Below are 22,125 nucleotides of genomic sequence, written 5' to 3' on the forward strand. Positions count from 1 at the left end.
TTTGTATCAAGGTGTCTGACACCTTGATATTTATTCTGGTACGCCGTGCATTTCAAAACACTTCACCAGCAAGTCTTCTTCTGACTCTACATGATTTGGGTCAGGTTTAATACAGTCTATAGGGCAAGCAATAACACATTGTGGCTTTTCATAATGACCAACACATTCTGTACATTTGTCAGGGTCGATTTCATAAATCTCCTCACCTAGGGTGATCGCTAGGTTTGGACATTCTGGATCGCACATGTCACAGTTGATGCAATTGTCTAATATGATTAATGCCATGGTTATTTTTGCCCTTGTACGTTATTAGCAACTAAGCGTTAGCTTGGTTTTGAGCAAATGGATGACGAGTATTCTCACCTTCATTTAAGTAACGCATGATAATACCGTATTCTAAATCGTACTCGGTATCGAGTTTGATTTGTACGATATGACCCGAGCCTTTAGCATCTGTAACTTCTTCACCTTTACGGTTTTGCATGTACTCAAGTACAAAGCTTACGTTACCTTGAGGCGTCATTAACTCAATTGAGTCGCCAGTTAAGAATTTATTCTTAACGTCAATTTCAATTAAACCATCTTCAGTTTTGCCTAGGACTTCACCAACAAATTGCTGGCTATCAGACTTAGAATAGCCGTATTCGTAGTTTTGTAAGTGGTCATGGCGGTGACGAGCTAAGAAGCCTTCGGTATAACCACGGCTTGCTAAGTGTTCAAGGTTGCCTTTTAATTCTTCGTTAAAGCTCTTACCTGCAAGTGCATCGTTCATGGCTTGCTTATATATTTGCGCAGTACGAGCACAGTAGTAGAAAGATTTAGTACGGCCTTCAATTTTTAATGAATGCACACCCATTTTAATTAAGCGCTCGACATGCTCAATAGCACGTAAATCTTTTGAGTTCATGATGTAAGTACCATGCTCATCTTCAAATGCAGGCATGTATTCACCTGGACGCCCTTGCTCTTGTAGTAAGAACACTTCATCAGTTGGTGGTTGTTCAACCTTAGCTTGTTCTGGGATCCAGATTTCAGGCTCTTCGCTGCCAACAATTGGTTGTTGTGGTGCTACTGCAATAATTTCACCGTGCTCATCTTCTTTAGCCTCATGAGCATTGTAAGACCAACGACAAGAGTTAGTACAAGTACCTTGGTTTGGATCGCGTTTATTAATGTAGCCAGATAGTAAACAACGGCCAGAATAAGCCATACAAAGTGCGCCATGAACGAAAACTTCAATTTCCATTTCTGGGACACGCATGCGAATTTCTTCGATTTCATCAAGAGATAATTCACGCGATAAAATTACGCGTTCAACACCTTGCTGGTGCCAAAACTTAACCGTAGCCCAGTTAACCGCATTAGCTTGTACTGATAAATGAATAGGCATATCAGGGTAAGCTTCGCGGATCATCATGATTAAACCTGGATCGCTCATAATAAGCGCATCAGGCTTCATCGCAATAACCGGCTCAATGTCTTTTAAGTAAGTTTTTAATTTAGAGTTGTGCGGAGAAATATTGCTTACCACGTAAAGCTTCTTACCTAAGGCATGAGCTTCGTTGATACCAATTTCTAAATTAGCAAGATTGAATTCATTATTACGTACACGCAGGCTATAACGAGGCTGGCCGGCATAAACGGCATCTGCACCGTATGCAAATGCATAACGCATGTTTTTAAGGCTGCCAGCTGGAGATAATAATTCTGGTGTATACATAAAATACCAATCCTGTTTAGGGAATTTTAAAAGTGCGGTATTTTAATGGCTAGGCGCTAAAGGTTCAATACACATACAGTTAACAACTGTTATAAAGTGTACAAAAGGAAGTGTTTTTTACGATTTATTGCTCAATATCAATAAAAACAAAGCGATGAAATTATAAAAAGACGCTTAGATTAAACAATTATTTAACCTAAGCGCTTATCGATTTTATTCTTCTAAGTATGAACGAGTCGTTAAACCAAACTGTTTTAACATGTCAGTGATAAAGCGATTCACCTCTGCCGTCATAAGCGTAATATCAGCATCGATTTTAACGATCATATCGTCATTAGGAATATCTTCGTTTTGCTCATACACGCTGTCATGGAACTTAACACGCTTAACACTTAAGTCGTCACATAACACGCATGATAAAGTCTGGTCCCAATCAAAAGCAATTTTAACAACTTGTTTTTCACCTAAGTGCGCTAAGATTTCGTCCGATAATAAATCTTGGTTTTTACAACGAAGTACCGCTGCATCATCACCCATGGCCTTTAATTCACCTTCGAAACCTATGGTGTAAGATTCAGGTAATGTTTGCTCTAACAACCAGCTGGTCATGATAGTTTCAGCGCCAGCATCTGGTACAAAACTAGTAACAGGTAAGCTACCTAAACATTTTCTTAATAACGCTAAGAAGTCTTCTGCTTTACCACGAGCACTAGTATTAACCACAATAATGTTTTCTTCTGGGCAAATATAAGCTTGAATATCACTGGTGCGAGTAAACGCTCGCGGTAATAATTCAAAGGTAATATCTTCTTTGAATTGTTCTTTTTCTTTCTTCGTTGCTTTACGGCTATGCTCGTGTTCAAGCTGAGAAATTTTCTCTTCAAGTTGCTCTTTAACAACAGATGCCGGTAATATTTTTTCTTCTTTACGAGCATTCATCACCATACAACCATTGGCTTGATGAACTAGTCGGTCGCCATGTTTGCCAAGTGCCGATGAGAAGCCAAAACGTGACATTTCTGTTTTGCCACATGGTGCAAATACGTGCTCTTGTAATGCTGTTTCTAACTCTTCTTCTGATGTAGTAAAAGGACGAGTAAAAGAGAAAATGTATAAATTTTTAAACCACATGGTGAATTTCCTTGCCCTACACATAAAAGTAGGTATGTTGATTGTTCAGAAAATAATTTTTATAGGACAGGCATGATAACGAAGTTAATACTATTAAGTATATCTATTTTTATAGTTTCTAAGTTAATTGATGGAATAAGATTAAAGGGCTTTATTGCCGCTATAGGTGTGGCAGTAGTTTACAGTATTGCCGACTTATTATTATGGTGGTTATTAGTCATTATCTCGATGCCATTAATTGTGATTACATTTGGTTTGTTTGTCTTTGTTTTAAATGCATTTTTATTATGGCTTACTGACCAATTACTCGAAGACTTTGAAATTAGAGACCTAAAAACCACATTTTTTGCCTCATTGATTATTTCATTAATCAATTTGATTTTAACGGTGATTTTTATTTAATTATGCCTATACAGGTCTTATTTTGTGGCTATCATCGCCAGCAAACTTAATCGAAAAAGTACTGCCTTGGCCATAAACACTTTCTATTAGTAACTCGGCTTTATGATGATTAGCTACGTGCTTAACAATCGCTAAGCCTAAGCCATTACCACCAGTATCGCGTGAGCGAGATTTATCCACCCGATAAAAGCGCTCACTAAGCCTATCAATATCTTCTTGTTGAATACCACAGCCGTTATCGCTAACGCTAAAGAGGCAAGAATCCCCCACTGCTTTCCAGCTGATTTTTATCACGCCATGCTTTGGCGTGTAATTCATCGCATTAACAATTAAGTTAGAACAAGCACTTTTTAGTTCAGAATCAATACCTAAAATACCAAGTGTAGGGTCAATGTCGGCTGTGATTTGGTGTTGCTTATCTTTGTTGAGCCATGAGGCATCTTCAATTAATTTATTAATTAATTGTGGCATATCTATTTTACTGCGAATGTCTGCATCTTCATTTACTTCAACTTTTGACAAGACTAAGAGTTGTTGCACTAAACGATCCATGCGAGTCACTTGCTCTTCTATCGCATTAAATGATTTCCCCCATTGCTCGTTTAAACTATCGTCGTCTTGGATCATCTCAACATAACCTCTGACAACAGTAAGTGGCGTTTTTAATTCGTGCGATACATTGGCAACAAAGTCTCGGCGCATCTGCTCCATTCTCTTAAGCTGACTAACATCACGAGCAAGTAATAAGTATTGGTCATCTCCATACACCATAAATCGTAACTCAAGTTGTTTTTGAGCGTTATTTGGCGCAACAATTGAACATGGCTCAGTAAAGTCTTGTATCTTAAGGTACTTAGTTAACTTAGGTGAACGAATTAGGTTATTAATGCGCTGGCCAGCATCATAAGGCCAACGAATACCAAGTAAGCGATTCGCTTTTTTATTTGACCAACGAATAGAGAAATCTAAACCTAATACAATTGCCGCATCGGGTAATGCCTCTGCGCCGTCTCTAAATTGTCTGATACGGTGATTTAATTCTTTTTGTTTTTTTCGGTAATTTTTAATACGACGATAGATGCCATCGTAAAGATGTCCCCAAATGCCAGATGATTCAGGTGGATGTAAGAGATTTTTTTGCCATAGCCATTGAATGATTTGGATTAAATGACGGTAATTCCAAATTAAAGAAGCGCCAGCGCCAAGTAATAAAAATAAAGTTATTTGATCAAACAAATAACCAAACAGGCCAATACCGACAAAAATTAAAAGCTGTTTAATAATAAATTGCTTTAAGGAAAAGCGATATATCATAAGGTTCCTGAACTATGCTAAATTTTTATTATTATCCGAGTAATAAAACTAACCTACTTTACTCGAAAATCGATAACCGGCCCCACGGACAGTTTGTACAAAATCTTCATGGCCTTTGCCCGTTATAGACTTACGTAAACGCCTAATATGAACATCTACAGTTCTATCTTCTACGTATACATTTGTACCCCAGACATTATCTAGTAATTGTTCTCGTGAGTACACTCTTTCAGGATGCGTCATAAAAAAATGTAGCATTTTAAATTCTGTCGGGCCCAAATCAATAGGTTCATCATCAATCGCAACACGATGAGATACAGGATCTAATGACAAGCCTTTAAAAGTTATCACTTCTTCGAGAGCTGTTGGAACCACTCGGCGTATGACCGCTTTAATACGAGCAATTAATTCTTTGGGTGAAAACGGCTTAGTAACATAATCATCTACCCCCACTTCAAAGCCTTTAACTTTGTCATCTTCGTCAGAGCGAGCGGTAAGCATGATTATTGGAATTTTACTGGTGTAGTCATTCTTTTTTATTTCACGAGCAATTTGGATACCGCTACCACCAGGTAACATCCAATCTAATAACACCAAGTCAGGCAAAGGGTCTTGTAGCAAGTTTTTAGCTTGCTCATAATCTTCAGCCTCAACAGCATTGAAACCATTTTGCTCTAATACAAAACAGATCATTTCTCTAATTGGCTTTTCATCTTCAACAACTAATATTTGTCGATTCATGATGGTCCCTAAAAATAAATAGAAGTAAACAATACTTAGTTTGCCTACTTAACATGACACTTTTATGACAGTTATCGTAAAGTTATCATTTTTTATAATTAAATACGATTTAATCAAGCGAGTAATTTAAGCAGACTCAAAAAAGCCGCAATTAAGCGGCTTTAGCAAGGTAAGATTGCTTAGAAAGTATAAGCTAAACCTACTGCAACGTATTCTTTGTCTTCTCTGGTATCCATATCAAAAGTATTGATATTAGAGTACAAACGCACGTTTTTAGCTAAGTTATAATCAACGCCAACACCAACGCCCATTTGCTCACCCACATCATCGTAATCAGCTGTTTGTACTTGCGCTCTAAATAGCCATTTATCCATTGAGTATGACGCACTTACTAAAGCACCATCCATTTCAACGCCAGTTGATATTTCTTCTTGAGTTTGTGCCATAACACCAAGTTTAATTTTACCAAGTTTCATACCAAAGGCAGCACGAACAATATCATGGTCATCAATTTCTTGATCAACTGCAACTGAGGCAAAGTACTTTGATTTCTTTAACTTTGCATCACCATAAAGAACGGCTGCTGAAATACCATCTTTGCTTTCACCGTCACCTTCAGCTTCATAAGTAAATAGTCCGTAAAACTGACCAAATTTTGGAGAGATATAAGTGATAGAATCCTTGGCGCGGTTTTCACCTTCCCATAACACTTTAATTTCGCCTTCATGATCATTAAATACATCTAAACGGTTAGCCATTTTTAACGCTGTATCATGAATACCTAAACGTACCTCACCAAACTTACCCGCTAAACCAAGATATTGATTTCTTGGCTTGGTCCAATTTGATTTGTCGTTACCATCACCATCCATATCAACGTAGTATTCTAGACGGTAAACAACTTTAAGAGAGTCAGTTGCTTGTAAATTACCGGCAACACCGATACGAGAGTCGTCATTACTTTTAATTTCTGTAAAGCTACCTTCGCCATTGCCATCATCAGAGAACTGTGCAGATAAGTTAGCTCGGCCATAAAAGTTAATTTCATCAGCCATTACTGGTGCAGTTAATGCCGCTGTTAGTGTTAACGCAATTGAAGTTTTAACTAAGTTCATAGTATTACCCTAAATATTTTTATAGTTTAAGTTTTAATTGCGCACAGTTTGCCACGGCAATATTACAGTTTTGTGACATTCATTAACTTTTTATAACAACTGAATTACAAGCACCAAAATCAACACTTAGCAGAAAAGTGTTTCGATATCTTGCTTCGATATAGTTAGATAGGTAGCAAGGAAAAAAATAGATAATGAAAATAGTTAAGTTTTCATATTTTATGGGTGAGTACAATGAGCTTAAAGCTAGCTACTTTTTTATTAACATTAATTATTTATATATTGTCATAAAATCGTCACATTAGTTTTTTAAGATACGTGCAGAAATTACAAAAACTTAAACTTTAATTAAATAGTAAAACACTCTCAGGAGAGAATGATGAAACTTAAAAACTTAATTACGACTGTAGGTATCGCTGTTGCAACTTTTACTAGCCAATCGGCTATGGCAATGGATGAAAACTTACCTAAATATACTAAGACCAGTGGCATTTCTGGCAACTTATCATCAGTAGGCTCAGACACCTTAGCCAATATGATGACTTTTTGGGCTGAAGAATTTAAACGTAATTACCCAAGTGTTAACATCCAAATTCAGGCTGCAGGCTCTTCAACAGCGCCACCATCGCTAACTGAAGCGACCTCAAACTTAGGGCCGATGAGCCGTAAAATGAAGTCAAAAGAAATTCAGGCATTTGAGAAAAAATTTGGCTATAAACCAACGCCAGTTCGTGTTGCTATTGATGCCCTCGCCGTTTTTGTGCACAAAGATAACCCTATTAAAGGCTTAAGTATTCAACAAGTTGATGCTATTTTCTCAAGCAATCGTAAATGTAAAGGTGCAGCCGATATTGATCGTTGGGGTGCATTAGGCTTAACAGGTGACTGGACAGGTAAAGATATACAGCTATATGGCCGTAACTCAGTATCTGGTACTTATGGTTATTTTAAAACCAAAGCGCTTTGTAAAGGCGACTTTAAAAATACAGTAAACGAGCAACCTGGCTCAGCATCTGTAGTGCAATCAGTATCAGCCTCTCTTAATGGCATAGGTTACTCAGGTATTGGCTATCAAACATCAGGTGTACGTGCCCTACCTTTAAGTAAAAAAGGCGATAACTATGTCGATGCAAACATGGCTAATGCAATCTCTGGTGACTACCCACTTTCACGCTATTTATATGTGTATGTTAATAAGCACCCAAGTAAGCCTCTAGCACCAAAAGAAGCTGAATTTTTAAAAATGGTGTTGTCTCAATCAGGGCAAAAAATTGTTGAGAAAGATGGTTATATACCACTGCCTAACTCAGTAGCGCAAAAAGAATTAAAGAAACTTGGTTTGATAAATTAACCACATTTCAAAAGACATTAAAAAGCCGCTTTCAATAATGAAAGCGGCTTTTTTGTATCGGTGAACTGAAGCTAGTAACTAGAGAATAATATCGACAATTAAATCATCTGCAATATTTTCAAGTGATGATACTAAAGCATCAATATGATCATCACCTTCAATAGCAATATTGGCCGTAGCTTTAAAAATAGTTTGCCCAGAGTGAGCAGCGCTGCCCTGGCTACTTACCAACTTAACTAAGTTACCACCTTCTTTATGAATAACCGCAGAAATCTCACCAACAATACCTTGACGATCATTAGCGGTTAAATCTAAACGGATCGTTTTATCTGTATGCTTAGTTGGCTCACTTACTTCACACTGAACATTTAAGCCGTCAATACTTTGCAATTGTGCAACTAATTGTTCAACTTGATCTTGCCCAACTAAAACTTCTAATATACCGGCAAAGTGTCCTGATAAGTGACGCATACTACTGGTTTGCCAATTACCATTATGCGCTTTTATGATACTAGCTAAATTATCAACAATACCCGTTCTATCTTTACCTAAAAACGAAATAACTACATGTCTCATATATCATCCTTTTGTTTCGATGCCTGTATTTGATTTAAATACATGTTCTTTAGTTAATTAATAACAGAGCCTATTAGATTGCGCAAAACCTTTTAACTGTTTTTTTAAATATATATTAATTGTAGCTAATCATTGCAGTGAACCCGATAATTTTTTAGTCTAGCTCATTAGCTAAAAAGGACAGATCATGAAACTTACAAAAATAGCTCAAAATATTTTATTAACCTCAAGCATACTCACCAGCGCATTACTTAGTGGCTGTTCAAACGACAAGCCAGCAACAGAGCAACTTACCTTATTAGATAGTGCAAAACCGCGTCTTAATATTTATAAAGAGGTAGAGCTTACTGCCGACTTATCTCACCTGAGCGAACAACAAAAACAGTTACTTTCAACTTTAATTGATGCCTCAGTAATTATGGACGATTTGTTTTGGCAACAAGCCGTTGGCCAATCTAAAAAAGATTACTTAGCAAAAATAAAAGACCCTAGTGCTCGCAAGTTTGTCGAGCTAAATTACGGTCCTTGGGATAGATTAGATAGTAATAAGCCATTTTTATCAGGAGTGAAAGCAAAACCTGCAGGAGCACAATATTATCCAGAAGACATGAGCAAAGCTGAATTTGAAAAAAATGAGTTTAATGGCAATAAATCTTTGTACTCATTAGTTCGTAGAAATGAGGCAAATGAGCTTTACTCCATTCCATATTCAGAAGCTTATAGCGAGCAAATTGAACGAGCAGCAGCCCTTTTAGAGAAGGCAGCAACATTTGCACAAGATAAAGAATTTGCTCAGTACTTAACTCTGCGCGCTCAAGCCTTAAGAAGTGATGATTATCAGGCGTCAGATTTTGCTTGGATGGACATGAAAAACAATCCGATTGATGTAGTCATTGGTCCGATTGAAACTTATGAAGACCAACTTTTTGGTTACCGTGCTGGATTCGAATCTTATGTGTTAGTTAAAGATCAAAGTTGGAGTGAGCGCTTAGCAAAGTACGCTCAATATTTACCTGAACTACAAAAGAATTTACCCGTATCTAAAAAATATAAAAAAGAAGTACCTGGCTCAGATGCAGATTTAAATGCCTATGACGTAATTTATTACGCTGGTCATTCAAATGCGGGATCTAAAACTATCGCCATCAATTTACCTAATGATGAGCAAGTACAGCTAGAAAAAGGTACTCGTCGTTTACAACTTAAAAATGCGATGCAAGCAAAGTTTGACGCTATTATGTTACCAATCGCTGAGCAGTTAGTTAGCCCAGAAGATAGAAAGCACGTAACTTTTACCGCATTTTTTGCGAATACTATGTTTCATGAAGTGGCGCACGGTTTAGGTATAAAAAATACCATCAATAATAAAGGTATGGTTCGCCAAGCGTTAAAAGAACATGCGTCTGCATTAGAAGAAGGTAAAGCGGATATTCTTGGCTTGTATATGGTACGTCAACTACTGAAAAAAGGCGCGATTAGTGATGGCGAATTAAAAGATTATTACACCACATTTATGGCAGGTATATTCCGCTCTGTTCGCTTTGGTGCTTCAAGCGCCCATGGTAAGGCAAATATGGTTCGTTTTAATTACTTTGCTGATAATGGCGCCTTTACTAAAGACGAAGATGGTTTATACAAAGTTGATATGGATAAAATGTCAAAAGCTATCGACTCTCTTTCAGAGTTAATATTAACTATTCAGGGTAACGGCGACTATGATGGCGTTGATAAATTAGTAAAAGAAATGGGCATTGTTAGAGAAGATTTGGCAGCTGACTTGTTAAAACTTGAGCAAGCTCAAATTCCAGTTGATATTGAGTTTAAACAAGGCAAGATAGTGTTAGATCTATAAATATAGGTTAGAGATTATAAAGGTCAGGTAGCCCTGACCTTTATATAACTATTTTACCAATGTAATAAAACTCTATTATTCTTTAGGAAAGTCAGCCATTACAGTTTCTCCGGTAACTACAATAACTTCCTGAATTTCAGTATCAGGATTGGCTATGACTAATTGATCATAAACAATCGCATCATCTTGATCGCTTGCTCCACATGCAAAAGCAACGGTATAAGTCGCTTCTTCGGTATTCTCTCCACCGTCAAAACTATCGCCATTAGGAACAAAACCAATTTCATAACTATAGCTTTGATCCTCGTTCATCATTACTGGGGTACTAGCAAATGGTAAAATTGCTGCATCGCTCGGTTTCGGGGCATCAACAGGGTATTCTTCATCATCTAAATCAACATTGTCAGTTAACATTCCTAATTCAGCATCAACATGGCTGCCTTTATATAGATAAATCATATTATTGATACTGTCACAACCAGGATTTGCCGCCATAAAAGCGTCCATATCTATATTGCCTGCAATGGTGCCACTACTTGCACTCGACACAATCCTTACACCGTGCGGCTTAATGATGAAACCATTTTTTGCAGGATCGTTGCCACGTTGCACTAACGATTTATCTAAATCAAACTCTACGGTATAAGCAGGACCATTTTCAGTTTCAGCGGCGCCTAAAACAACATCAAATTCACCTAGTCTTAAACGCGAGCTTGGCACTTTTATTGAATATTGTTGTGGGTCATCAATTAACAATACATAAGAGCCTGAATCTACAACAAGCAACTCAAGTGAGTGTGTACCTACAGGAATAACGACATCATCATCTTCACTAATAATAGTTAATTGTTCACTTCCTGGAAAATCCAGTAAATTAATTTTAACCGTTTCATTACCATCAAAACTATTGATAACGACATCATCTTGCCCTTCAATAATCACAGTAACAGCGTCTATTTCGATATTAACTTCATCGGCATCATCAACAACGGCATCGGACACGCCTAGTGAAAACGCCACATCAAGCTCAGGGGAACTATCATTATTGTCACTATCACAACTAAGCAGTAAAATACCTGCAATAGGAATAATAAATAATAATTTAATATTCATAGTTAAATCCTTAGTATGCATAACTCCGGGATCTTAAGCTTAGTCCAAAACCAATTTTTATATAAATATAGGGCAAAAAAAATCCTTAAATAAATTTAAGGATTTCATCATAAAGTTCTTTTGCTTAGGTAATAATCATCTATCTTACGGTCGATAAACCTTAACGTTCATAAAGCCATTATCGTGCAAATATAAAGCTTGTAACTTACTCATAACACCACGGTCACAATATAAAAGATAAGTTTTATCTTTAGCTAAATCACCAAATTGGGTAGCAAGTTTATAAAATGGAATGTGTTTTACTTCAACATTACCTAATTCAAGAGGATTAGCATCTTCTTCTTCTGGGCTGCGAATATCTAACACAACGTTATCGTGACCTGCACTATCAACAGTTTCAACAGAAGCTACCGCTTGGATCTCTTCTTCCGTTTCTTTACCTATATCTCGTATATCGATAATACGAGACTCTGCAACAACACTGTCTAGCACGCTCATATCAAACTTAGCTTCTTCTGCTTCAATTTTAGATAAAACAGCTTTTACTGTTGGGCTTTTAGAAATAACGCCGCAGTACTCTGGGATAGTTTTTGAAAAATCTTCAGTACCGATTGTGCGCGCAATATTGATAATATCTTGTTTATCGTAAGCAGCCAGAGGACGTAAAATTAGCGTATCCGTTACTCGGTCAATAACATTAAGGTTTGTTAATGTTTGGCTAGAAACCTGCCCTAATGCTTCACCGGTGATTAATGCTTGAATGCCCATTTTATCAGCAACTTGTGCTGCTGCTCGCATCATCATACGTTTAAGTACAACACCCATTTGACCGTTTTCAACATTATCAAGAATTTCAGCAACAACAGGTTCAAAATCAATGGTAATGAATTTTACTTTATGCGAGGCACCAAATTTATTCCAAAGGTAATAACTAATTTGTTTCACCCCTAACTCATGAGCAGAGCCGCCTAAGTTAAAGAAACAGTAGTGAGTACGTGCACCTTTTTTAATTAATTGGTAACTTGAAACAGCAGAATCAAAGCCACCTGACATTAAAGACAATACATCTTCTTGAGTCGCAATTGGGAAACCGCCAAGACCTTGATGGCGCTCGGTAACAATAAATAATTTATCTTGGTTAACTTCAATGCGTATAGTTACATCAGGCTTTTTCAATTGCACGCGAGCACTGTCAACATTTTGGTTAAGACCACCACCAACATACTGCTCAAGCTCTAACGAGCTAAAGTCATGTTCACCGGTGCGTTTGGCGCGTACACAGAAACTTTTATTTTCAATGGTTTTGGCATGCACTTCTAATGTTTGTTCAAAAACATTATGTAAGTCGGTAAATTCACGTTGCTGAACTTCTAAGAAAAAAGTAATACCTGGCACACATTTTAATGTGTCAATTAACGCGATGCGAATATCTTCATCGGTATTTTTGGTTGTTACTTCAATGCTATCCCAATTCACTTTGGTTTTAACCTGATCGTCAATACGGCGCAGGACATTACGAATATTAGAATCTAATATTTTAGTAAAACGTTTGCGAACGGGACGAGATTTGATAGCAATTTCAGACTGCAATTTTACGATAAATTTCATTAACTAAACCATTTAAATAAAAAACCGCCGCATTATACACTATGTACTACCTATAGTAACGTTTCACTTTGTAATAACAATTACATTAAATCTAAGCGCTATTTAATTACATAAAATAATACAATAAAATAGCGCTTAGATTGACCAAAAGGCCGCTCTAATGTAATGTTGCGGCTATAGATAAAATCCTCAATATATCTCACATGAAAGGTGAAAACTTTGGTAAAAAAAACCGAAAACATAAGCTTTGAGCAATCAATTAACGAACTTGAATCGATCGTTAACGATCTAGAACAAGGCGATTTAAGTTTAGAAGATTCAATGACTCTGTTTGAGCGTGGTTTAAACCTAAGTCAAGCCAGTCAAGAGAAGTTGAGTCAAGCAGAACAAAAAATTCAAATTCTTTTAAACAAAGATGGCGAAGAGCAATTACAAGACTTTGATGCGAGCCAGGCAGACTAACGTGATCCAACTTGAAAACTTAGCTAATTATCAAGCTCGTATTGATGGTTATTTAACAGAGCAATTACAAGCCATCGAGATTAACGATCAACGCTTATTTGATGCCATGAGTTATGGTTTACTTATTGGCGGTAAGCGTATGCGCCCATATTTAGCCTATGTAACAGGTGATATGTTAGATATTCCACCATCTGATATTGACCCGATTGCTGCGGCCATTGAGTGTATTCATGCATATTCATTATTACATGATGATTTACCCGCGATGGATGACGATGATTTACGCCGAGGCAAACCAACTTGTCATAAGAAGTTTGATGAAGCGACTGCTATATTAGCCGGCGATAGTTTACAAACTTTAGCCTTTGAAATTATCAGCAATCATGACTTTGTATCTATTGATGCTAAAGCGCAAATAAAATTAATTGCTCATTTAAGTAAAGCTGCTGGTTATCAAGGTATGTGCGGTGGCCAAGCTATGGACTTAGCGGCAACTGATAAGCAAGTTTCTATTGAACATCTACAAACGATTCATAAGTTAAAAACAGGGGCATTATTGCAAGCGGCAATTTTAATGCCTACACTTTGTCGTAATGATTTACCACTTGCTACGTATCAAGGTTTACAAGATTTTGCAGCCAAAATTGGCTTAGCTTATCAAGTACATGACGACATTATCGACATTACCAGCAGTGAAGAAACATTAGGAAAACCGGCAGGCTCTGATGTAGAGGCAGGTAAATCGACCTATCCTGCTCTACTTGGTTTAGAAGGTGCTATTGAAAAAGAGCAACAGTTATTTCAACAAGCTCTTCACGCATTAGCTAGTTTGCCTTACAATACACAAAATCTATCGAATTTTTCTACGTTTATTATTAAACGTGCTCATTAAGTTGCCTTATTTTATATGACTATCGATTTGTCTCAATACCCATTATTAGCAAACATCAACAAGCCTGAGCAATTGCGCGAACTTCCGCAAGAGCAACTTAAACAGGTAAGCGATGAGTTGCGTAGCTATTTACTTAATTCTGTAAGTAAAAGCAGTGGCCACTTTGCTTCCGGTTTAGGCGTTATTGAACTAACAGTCGCTCTGCACTATGTCTTTAATACCCCTGTAGATAATTTAATTTGGGATGTTGGCCACCAAGCTTACCCACATAAAATATTAACGGGTCGCCGCGAACAGTTACACACTATCCGTCAAAAAGATGGTTTGCACCCTTTTCCTTGGCGTGAAGAAAGCGAATACGATGTATTAAGCGTAGGCCATTCAAGTACTTCTATTTCTGCTGCTGTAGGTTTAGCCGTTGCAGCAGATAAAGAAGGCAAAAACCGCAAAACGGTTGCCGTAATTGGTGATGGCGCGATGACTGCCGGTATGGCTTTTGAAGCATTAAACCATGGCGGTGATATACATAAAGATATGCTTATTGTTTTAAACGATAACGACATGTCAATTTCGGAAAATGTTGGCGCGTTAAACACGCATCTAGCCAAACTACTTTCAGGTAGCCTTTATACTGGCTTGCGTGAGAAATCAAAAAGAATCTTAGGCTCTATACCGCCAATTAAAGAGCTTGCATCTAAAGCTGAAGAGCACTTAAAGGGTATGGTTGTACCATCTACATTCTTTGAAGAGCTAGGCTTTAATTATATCGGCCCAATTGATGGTCATGATGTTTCGTCCTTAGTTGATACAGTGCGTAATATGAGTACCCTTAAGGGCCCACAAATATTGCACGTAATTACCACTAAAGGTAAAGGTTACGAACAGGCAGAGCAAGATCCAATTAAATATCATGCGGTGCCTAAATTTGACCCAACGAGTGAAAGTTTACCTAAGAGTAAGCCTGGCTTACCAACATACTCTAAAATTTTTGGTGACTGGTTATGTGCAACAGCTGCCGTTGATGACAAGCTAATGGCCGTAACGCCGGCAATGCGTGAAGGCTCTGGCATGGTTGAATTTAGCCAGCGTTTCCCTAAGCAATATTTCGATGTGGCTATTGCTGAGCAACATGCTGTTACCTTTGCCGCAGGTTTAGCCATTGCTGGTCAAAATGCTGTTGTTGCGATTTACTCAAGCTTTTTACAACGTGCTTATGATCAGCTAATCCATGATGTTGCTATTCAAAACTTACCAGTATTATTTGCCATAGACAGAGCTGGTATTGTTGGCGCTGACGGTCCTACTCATCAAGGTTCATTTGATTTATCGTTTATGCGCTGTGTACCAAACTTAGTTATTATGGCGCCATCCGATGAAGCTGAATGTCAATTAATGCTAAACACAGGCCACAAGCATAATGGCCCAGCAGCTGTTCGTTACCCTCGAGGTACTGGCACAGGGGCTCAATTACCTTCTATTGATGAAACTATTGAGATTGGTAAAGGTTTAGTTAAAAGTCAGGGCGAGAATATTGCTATTTTGGCCTTTGGTACAATTCTACAAGAAGCTGAATTAGCCGCAAAAGCGCTCAACGCAACCGTAGTTGATATGCGTTTTGTTAAGCCAATTGATGAAGCTTTATTGCTTGAGCTAGGCAACTCTCATACATACTTTATTACCGTTGAAGATAATGCCATTGCTGGCGGTGCTGGCTCTGCTGTTAATGAATTTGTACAAGCGAATAAGTTAAACCTAAACACATTAAATATTGGTTTACCCGATAGTTTCATTAAGCATGGCACACAAGAAGAAATTCATGCAGAACTTGGTCTAGACAGCCAAGGTATTTTAAAACAAATAAATGCTTTTATGAGCTAAGCTCTTTAACTAATTGCAATTGTAATATTGAAAATAAGCCCTAATATTTAATATGTTAGGGCTTTTTTATACTCAGTTTAAATAAACACTTTTTAAGGATACACATGGCCGGTTCAAGCCTATTTGCGTTAATTGATAAAATTGCAGTTGCATTAGATGATGTAGCACTAATGACTAAAGTTGCCGCTAAAAAGACAGCAGGTGTTCTTGGTGATGACTTAGCGCTAAATGCTCAGCAAGTACAAGGTGTTAATGCTGATAGAGAACTTCCTGTTGTTTGGGCTGTAGCTAAAGGCTCCTTCATAAACAAGCTTATTCTTGTTCCTGCGGCGCTCCTTATTAGCGCCTTTATACCCTGGCTGATCACGCCTTTACTAATGTGCGGTGGCTTGTACTTATGCTTTGAAGGGGTAGAAAAAATAGCCCATAGTTTATTTACCTCCAAAATAGACAAAGAGGCTGAGCACAAACAAGATCTTGATGCCTTATTAGATCCTAACATTGATATGATGGCGTATGAGAAAGATAAAATAAAAGGTGCGATTAAAACTGACTTTATTTTATCTGCTGAGATAATTGTGATTGCCTTAGGTACGGTACAAGATAAAAGCATTATGGAGCAAACAAGCGTGGTTTCTCTTATTGCGTTAATAATGACAGTTGGTGTTTACGGACTTGTTGCCGGTATCGTTAAGCTTGATGATTTTGGTTTACACCTAATTAAGCAACCGATACAAAATGTGTGGAGTAAAGTTAAACACGGCTTTGGTAACTTCTTATTAAGCTTCGCGCCAAAGTTAATGAAAACATTAGCCATTGTTGGTACTGCAGCCATGTTCTTAGTTGGGGGCGGAATTATTGCTCACGGCTTACCTGCCCTACACCACCTAGTTACTGACATTGAAGCAAGTATAAGCTCAGAATTAATCACTTGGTTTGTAGCACCAACATTCAATGCCATTGTTGGTATCATTGCCGGTGCAATTGCTTTAACACTCGTTAGTGTTTCCTGTAAAATTTATAAGGGTTTGGCTTAAGCAATAACCTTTGTAGTAATAATTTCATTGAACATATAAAAAAGCCCTAATACTGGCAAGTATTAGGGCTTTGTTCGTAAATAATTACCGATTAATCAGCGATGTATTCAACAATCTCTAAACCAAAACCACCTAATGAATGGTATTTAGTTTGCGAGCTAAGTAAGCGCATTTTACACACACCTAAATTAGCAAGGATTTGCGAACCAACACCAACGTTTCGAGAGCCAACGTGTTTATTTACTTCGTTAACTTCAATACCTTGATCTTGTTGTGCATATTTTTCAACTTGCTTAATAAGTTGCTCTGGTGATTCGTGCTTACCAAGTAATACAAGTACGCCACCTTCTTTACCAATACGCTCAAGTGCATTGCCAATTGGCCAAGTGTTTTTGCTATCACGCGTTGAAAATAATAAATCGCGGAACGTATTTTCTAAATGCACACGTACTAAGGTAGGCTGTTCAGCTTTGATTTCACCCTTAGTTAGCGCAAAGTGCGTTTGGCCATCGATAGAGTCTGTAAAAGCAACTAAATCAAAGTCACCGTAAACGGTTGGCAGTTTACATTCGCTAACACGCTTAATCGTTGTTTCTGTGGCATTACGATATTCAATTAAATCGGCAATGGTACCCATTTTGATATCATGCTTTTTAGCGATAATTTCAAGATCGCCACGGCGTGCCATGGTGCCATCTTCATTTAATATTTCAACGATAACAGCAGCTGGCTCACAACCTGCCATACGGGCTAAATCAACACCAGCTTCAGTATGGCCAGCACGGTTAAGTACCCCGCCATCTTTGGCTATTAATGGAAAGATATGACCTGGTTGCACAATTGAGCGATGGTCGGCATTTTTATCACATGCCGCTAATACTGTAGTAGCACGATCGGCTGCAGAAATACCTGTAGTAACGCCACGTGCAGCTTCAATTGAAACCGTAAAGTTGGTGGTGAACTGGGCATCGTTTTTATCAACCATTAACGGTAGCTTTAACGTTGCACACTTGTCTTTTGACATTGGCATACAAATTAAGCCACGACCATGAGTCGCCATAAAGTTAATAGCTTCTGGCGTAACTTTTTCAGCCGCCATAATGAAGTCGCCTTCGTTTTCACGGTCTTCATCATCCATCAAGATAACCATTTTACCAAGAGCAATATCGTCAATGATCTCTTGTGGGGTATTTAAATTCATATTGTATCTAACCTTTTATAAAACCGCTTTGCATTAACAATTCTTTGCTAATACCAGAGCTTGAAGCTGTATCTTCTTGCCCTTTACAAAATAATAATCGTTCAATATAACGTGCTATTAAATCGACTTCTAAATTTACTACGTGCCCTGCTTGGTAACTACTGATTATAGTTTGCTCAGTAGTATGAGGTACAATTGTTAAACGAAAGCGCTCATTTTCAACAGAATTTACCGTTAAACTAACGCCATCAATTGTGATAGAGCCTTTCTCGCTAACATATTGCTTTAAATTTTGTGGTAATTCTACCCAATACTCAACCGAGTTACCAACAGTTGTAACATTTAAGATTTTAGCAATACCATCAACGTGGCCACTTACCATATGACCACCGAAGCGAGTAGTTGGTAACATAGCTTTTTCTAAATTAACTTTAGTACCAGGTGCGTAATGTGCAAAGCCTGTTCTTGTTAACGTTTCGCTCGAGACATCAGCACTGTAACTGCTGCTATCAAGCGCGACTACAGTTAAACAAATACCATTGGTTGCAATAGAATCACCAAGCTTTACATCGGTTAAATCAAGGTCACCACTGTCAACAACTACACGTGCGCCATCACTATTTACATTAATGGCTTTAATTTGCCCTAGGGCTTCTACAATACCGGTGAACATTACTTATGCCTTGTTTAAATGTTTATTTGCTAGTTTATTTTGGCAATAATTCGCAAATCATCGCCTACCATACGCACATCGTTAAACTCTAATGATATCGCATCACTAAGATGAGTAAGTTGTGGTAAATCAAATAGGCCACGAGCGTTATCACCCATAATTTTTGGTGCTTGATACAAGACTAGCTCATCCACTAAGTTTTCACTTAAAAAAGCCCCCGCTAAACGAGCACCACTTTCAAGCCAGATAGTGTTTAATCCTCGCTGTGCAAGCTTAATAAGTAAATCGTGTAAGTCTGCTTGTGCATTTTTAACTTTAACGATCATCTGCTCTACAAAATGAGGCCACTGTTGCTCAGTTTCAAGGTCTACACGCACTAAAATTATCGGCGAATTACTGGTAAATATTGCTAAGTCTGGAGTTAATCGATTTTTAGTATCGATAATAATACGTACCGGCTGTCTGACTTGCTCTTGCGTTAAACTTTCTTGTACATAACCTAACTCATCATAACGTACATTGAGCTTGGCATTATCGCTAATAACAGTATCCGCGCCTGAAATAATGGCACAACTTTCTGCGCGAAAACGCTGTACATCAGAGCGGGCATCAGCGCCAGTGATCCATTTACTTTCACCATTAGCCATAGCAGTACGCCCATCAAGTGAACTAGCTAGTTTACAACGCACTAAGGGCAAATTATTGGTCATTCTTTTAATAAAGCCTGGGTTTAAATTTTTAGCTGCATTTTCTAATACGCCAACAGTGGTTGCTATACCTGCTTGCTCAAGCATAGCGACGCCATTTCCTGACACTAATGGGTTTGGGTCTTGCATTGCAATAACGACACGGCTGACCTCGGCATTAATAAGGCCTTGTGCACATGGTGGTGTTCGGCCAAAATGACTACAAGGCTCAAGAGTAACATATGCTGTAGCGCCTTTTACATCTTCAGTCGCACTTGCAAGAGCATTTACTTCCGCATGCCCCTCTCCTGCTTTTTGATGCCAGCCTTCGCCAATAACCTTGCCATTTTTAACCAACACACAGCCTACATTAGGATTTGGCGATGTGGTGAACTTACCCTTTTTGGCAAGAGCAATGGCGCGTTGCATATAAGCTTCATCGAGTTGCACAGTTATATTTTCCATAGAATTACTATTTTAGTTGCTGACAAACTTATTGCTTAATCACCCAAACGAGCAATTTCTTCACCAAACTCGCGGATATCTTCAAATGAGCGATAAACAGAAGCAAAACGTACATAAGCGACTTTATCAAGCAGCTTAAGTTGCTCCATAATAATGTTCCCCAACATCTCGCTGGACACCTCACGCTCACCAGTTGCCCTAAGTTGCGACTTGAGTTTATTAATAGACAGTTCAGTTTGTTCTGTACTAACCGGCCTTTTTTCAAGTGAACGTAATAAGCCACTACGTAACTTGTCTTCATTAAACGGCTCACGAGATCCGTCACGTTTAATAATACGTGGCATTACAAGCTCGGCAGTTTCAAATGTTGTGTAACGCTCTCGACATTCTAAGCATTCACGTCTGCGGCGAACTTGATGGCCATCAGAGACTAATCTGGAGTCGATTACTTTGGTTTCAGTTGCGGAGCAAAAAGGACAATGCATATCATTCCTAGGACTTGATGTTATTAGTTTAATTGTAAAAAAAATGGCCGCATATAGCGACCATTTTATTAAACAAATAAGTATTTGTTAGCCATACCCTATTAATTGGTATGATTAAGCAATACTAAGCATAAACAGGGAAACGAGCACATAACTCTTTTACTTGTTGCTGTACGTTAGCAATAACATCTTCGTTGTTAATGTCATCTAAAATGTCACAGATCCAATCGGTTAACTGTGCTGTTTCAGCGGTACCAAAACCACGACGAGTAATTGCAGGAGTACCAAGACGCAGACCAGAAGTAACAAACGGAGAACGTGGATCGTTAGGTACAGAGTTTTTATTTACTGTGATGTGAGCACGGCCAAGCGCTGCATCAGCGTCTTTACCAGTGAGATCTTTATCAATAAGATCAAGAAGTAAAAGGTGATTTTCAGTGCCGTTAGAAACAACTTTATAACCACGATCTTGTAACACAGCAACCATAGCTTTTGCGTTATCTAGAACGTTTTGTTGATAAGCTTTAAACTCTGGAGATAAAGCTTCTTTAAATGCAACCGCTTTAGCAGCGATGATGTGCATTAATGGACCACCTTGGCCACCTGGGAAAACTGCGCTGTTTAATTTTTTATAAACATCTTCGTCATCACAACCAGAAATAATTAAACCGCCACGAGGGCCAGCTAATGTTTTGTGAGTCGTTGTAGTAACAACGTGTGCGTGAGGAACAGGGTTTGGATATAAACCAGCAGCGATAAGACCGGCAACGTGTGCCATATCAACGAAGAAGTATGCGCCTACTTTGTCTGCAATTTCACGCATTCTTGCCCAATCAACAACACCAGAAAACGCAGAGAAACCACCAATGATCATTTCAGGTTTATGTTCTAATGCTAAACGCTCAAGTTCTTCGTAATCGATATCACCAGTTTCTGGGTGTAAACCGTATTGAAATGCTTCGTAAGATTTACCAGAGAAGTTTACGTGAGAACCATGAGTTAAGTGACCACCGTGAGCTAAGCTCATACCTAGTACTTTTCCGCCAGGCTTAACTAAAGCTTGGAATACTGCAGCGTTAGCTTGTGAACCAGCATGTGGCTGAACGTTAGCGTATGTTGCACCAAATAATTCTTTTGCACGATCAATTGCTAATTGCTCAGCAACATCAACGTATTCACAACCACCGTAGTAACGCTTACCTGGGTAACCTTCAGCATACTTATTGGTTAATTGAGAACCTTGAGCTTCAAGAACGCGTGGGCTACAGTAATTTTCTGAAGCAATTAACTCGATGTGCTCTTCTTGACGAACAACTTCGCTGCTCATTGCTTGATACAATTCTGGATCAAAATCAGCAATATTCATATCACGTGTAAACATGGGTAATCCTCGATTAATGTTTTTGAGTACTTTAATCTGAAA

21 protein-coding genes are annotated in these 22,125 nt (G+C 38.2%); 7 read left to right on the forward strand and 14 right to left on the reverse strand.

What is annotated here, in order from left to right; all coding sequences use genetic code 11:
- Positions 1–30: 30 nt before the first annotated feature.
- From FNN08_RS07435 to rdgC, 3 genes are all read right to left on the reverse strand, one after another.
- A complete protein-coding gene (locus FNN08_RS07435; RefSeq protein ID WP_143584092.1) occupies positions 31–285 on the reverse strand; it encodes a YfhL family 4Fe-4S dicluster ferredoxin in 255 nt (84 codons plus the stop codon).
- Positions 286–316: 31 nt separating this feature from the next.
- On the reverse strand, positions 317–1,720 hold the full coding sequence (gene yegQ, locus FNN08_RS07440) for a tRNA 5-hydroxyuridine modification protein YegQ (protein WP_143584094.1): 1,404 nt from the start codon (positions 1,718–1,720) through the stop codon (positions 317–319).
- A gap of 213 nt (positions 1,721–1,933) precedes the next feature.
- The gene (rdgC, locus tag FNN08_RS07445) at positions 1,934–2,851 is read right to left on the reverse strand and encodes a recombination-associated protein RdgC (protein WP_143584096.1); all 918 of its coding nucleotides are present in this window, start codon (positions 2,849–2,851) and stop codon (positions 1,934–1,936) included.
- 72 nt (positions 2,852–2,923) lie between these two features.
- Here rdgC and FNN08_RS07450 point away from each other — a divergent pair, with 72 nt between their 5' ends.
- The gene (locus FNN08_RS07450) at positions 2,924–3,253 is read left to right on the forward strand and encodes a phage holin family protein (protein WP_143584098.1); all 330 of its coding nucleotides are present in this window, start codon (positions 2,924–2,926) and stop codon (positions 3,251–3,253) included.
- A 6-nt stretch (positions 3,254–3,259) separates the two neighbouring features.
- Here FNN08_RS07450 and phoR read toward each other — a convergent pair whose 3' ends face one another.
- From phoR to FNN08_RS07465, 3 genes are all read right to left on the reverse strand, one after another.
- Entirely contained in the window at positions 3,260–4,567 is a 1,308-nt protein-coding gene (phoR, locus tag FNN08_RS07455; RefSeq protein WP_143584100.1) for a phosphate regulon sensor histidine kinase PhoR, read from the reverse strand.
- A 48-nt stretch (positions 4,568–4,615) separates the two neighbouring features.
- Positions 4,616–5,308 carry a phosphate regulon transcriptional regulator PhoB gene (gene phoB, locus FNN08_RS07460; protein ID WP_143584102.1) on the reverse strand — a complete coding sequence of 231 codons (693 nt, stop codon included), beginning with the start codon at positions 5,306–5,308 and terminating at the stop codon, positions 4,616–4,618.
- Between the two features lie 179 nt (positions 5,309–5,487).
- Positions 5,488–6,423 (reverse strand): porin, encoded by a 936-nt coding sequence (locus tag FNN08_RS07465; RefSeq protein WP_143584104.1) that lies wholly within the window; start codon positions 6,421–6,423, stop codon positions 5,488–5,490.
- Positions 6,424–6,802: 379 nt separating this feature from the next.
- On the opposite strand from FNN08_RS07465, the gene FNN08_RS07470 reads away from it, so the two are divergent.
- Complete coding sequence (locus tag FNN08_RS07470; protein WP_143584105.1) at positions 6,803–7,774, forward strand: PstS family phosphate ABC transporter substrate-binding protein; 972 nt, start codon at positions 6,803–6,805, stop codon at positions 7,772–7,774.
- 78 nt (positions 7,775–7,852) lie between these two features.
- Here FNN08_RS07470 and FNN08_RS07475 read toward each other — a convergent pair whose 3' ends face one another.
- Positions 7,853–8,350: a glycine cleavage system protein R gene (locus tag FNN08_RS07475; RefSeq protein WP_143584107.1), complete on the reverse strand. Its 498-nt coding sequence runs from the start codon at positions 8,348–8,350 to the stop codon at positions 7,853–7,855.
- A 187-nt stretch (positions 8,351–8,537) separates the two neighbouring features.
- Between FNN08_RS07475 and FNN08_RS07480 the strand changes: the two genes are divergently transcribed.
- On the forward strand, positions 8,538–10,202 hold the full coding sequence (locus FNN08_RS07480; protein WP_143584109.1) for a dipeptidyl-peptidase 3 family protein: 1,665 nt from the start codon (positions 8,538–8,540) through the stop codon (positions 10,200–10,202).
- Between the two features lie 75 nt (positions 10,203–10,277).
- Here the strand turns inward: FNN08_RS07480 and FNN08_RS07485 are convergent, their stop codons facing one another.
- Positions 10,278–11,315 carry a DUF4382 domain-containing protein gene (locus tag FNN08_RS07485; protein ID WP_143584111.1) on the reverse strand — a complete coding sequence of 346 codons (1,038 nt, stop codon included), beginning with the start codon at positions 11,313–11,315 and terminating at the stop codon, positions 10,278–10,280.
- A gap of 144 nt (positions 11,316–11,459) precedes the next feature.
- Positions 11,460–12,923 carry a tRNA uracil 4-sulfurtransferase ThiI gene (gene thiI, locus FNN08_RS07490; RefSeq protein ID WP_143584113.1) on the reverse strand — a complete coding sequence of 488 codons (1,464 nt, stop codon included), beginning with the start codon at positions 12,921–12,923 and terminating at the stop codon, positions 11,460–11,462.
- Between the two features lie 219 nt (positions 12,924–13,142).
- Between thiI and xseB the strand changes: the two genes are divergently transcribed.
- The 4 genes from xseB (at position 13,143) to FNN08_RS07510 (ending at position 17,192) form a co-directional block, all read left to right on the forward strand.
- Entirely contained in the window at positions 13,143–13,385 is a 243-nt protein-coding gene (gene xseB, locus FNN08_RS07495; RefSeq protein ID WP_143584115.1) for an exodeoxyribonuclease VII small subunit, read from the forward strand.
- A 1-nt stretch (position 13,386) separates the two neighbouring features.
- Entirely contained in the window at positions 13,387–14,277 is an 891-nt protein-coding gene (ispA, locus tag FNN08_RS07500) for a (2E,6E)-farnesyl diphosphate synthase (RefSeq protein ID WP_260679285.1), read from the forward strand.
- Between the two features lie 15 nt (positions 14,278–14,292).
- Positions 14,293–16,155, forward strand: coding sequence for a 1-deoxy-D-xylulose-5-phosphate synthase (gene dxs, locus FNN08_RS07505; RefSeq protein WP_143584117.1), 1,863 nt, complete (start codon positions 14,293–14,295; stop codon positions 16,153–16,155).
- Between the two features lie 104 nt (positions 16,156–16,259).
- Positions 16,260–17,192, forward strand: coding sequence for a DUF808 domain-containing protein (locus FNN08_RS07510; protein WP_143584119.1), 933 nt, complete (start codon positions 16,260–16,262; stop codon positions 17,190–17,192).
- Positions 17,193–17,283: 91 nt separating this feature from the next.
- Here the strand turns inward: FNN08_RS07510 and ribB are convergent, their stop codons facing one another.
- The 5 genes from ribB to glyA all read right to left on the reverse strand — a co-directional run bounded on the left by ribB (position 17,284) and on the right by glyA (position 22,083).
- Positions 17,284–18,393, reverse strand: a complete 1,110-nt coding sequence (ribB, locus tag FNN08_RS07515) for a 3,4-dihydroxy-2-butanone-4-phosphate synthase (RefSeq protein ID WP_143584121.1) — start codon at positions 18,391–18,393, stop codon at positions 17,284–17,286.
- 7 nt (positions 18,394–18,400) lie between these two features.
- A complete protein-coding gene (locus tag FNN08_RS07520) occupies positions 18,401–19,066 on the reverse strand; it encodes a riboflavin synthase (RefSeq protein WP_143584123.1) in 666 nt (221 codons plus the stop codon).
- Positions 19,067–19,095: 29 nt separating this feature from the next.
- Positions 19,096–20,217: a bifunctional diaminohydroxyphosphoribosylaminopyrimidine deaminase/5-amino-6-(5-phosphoribosylamino)uracil reductase RibD gene (ribD, locus tag FNN08_RS07525; protein ID WP_260679286.1), complete on the reverse strand. Its 1,122-nt coding sequence runs from the start codon at positions 20,215–20,217 to the stop codon at positions 19,096–19,098.
- Between the two features lie 35 nt (positions 20,218–20,252).
- Complete coding sequence (gene nrdR, locus FNN08_RS07530) at positions 20,253–20,702, reverse strand: transcriptional regulator NrdR (protein WP_143584125.1); 450 nt, start codon at positions 20,700–20,702, stop codon at positions 20,253–20,255.
- 124 nt (positions 20,703–20,826) lie between these two features.
- Positions 20,827–22,083 (reverse strand): serine hydroxymethyltransferase, encoded by a 1,257-nt coding sequence (gene glyA / locus FNN08_RS07535; protein ID WP_143584126.1) that lies wholly within the window; start codon positions 22,081–22,083, stop codon positions 20,827–20,829.
- Positions 22,084–22,125 lie beyond the last annotated feature (42 nt).

The organism is Thalassomonas sp. M1454 (assembly GCF_007097525.1).
GTDB lineage: Bacteria > Pseudomonadota > Gammaproteobacteria > Enterobacterales > Alteromonadaceae > Thalassotalea_A.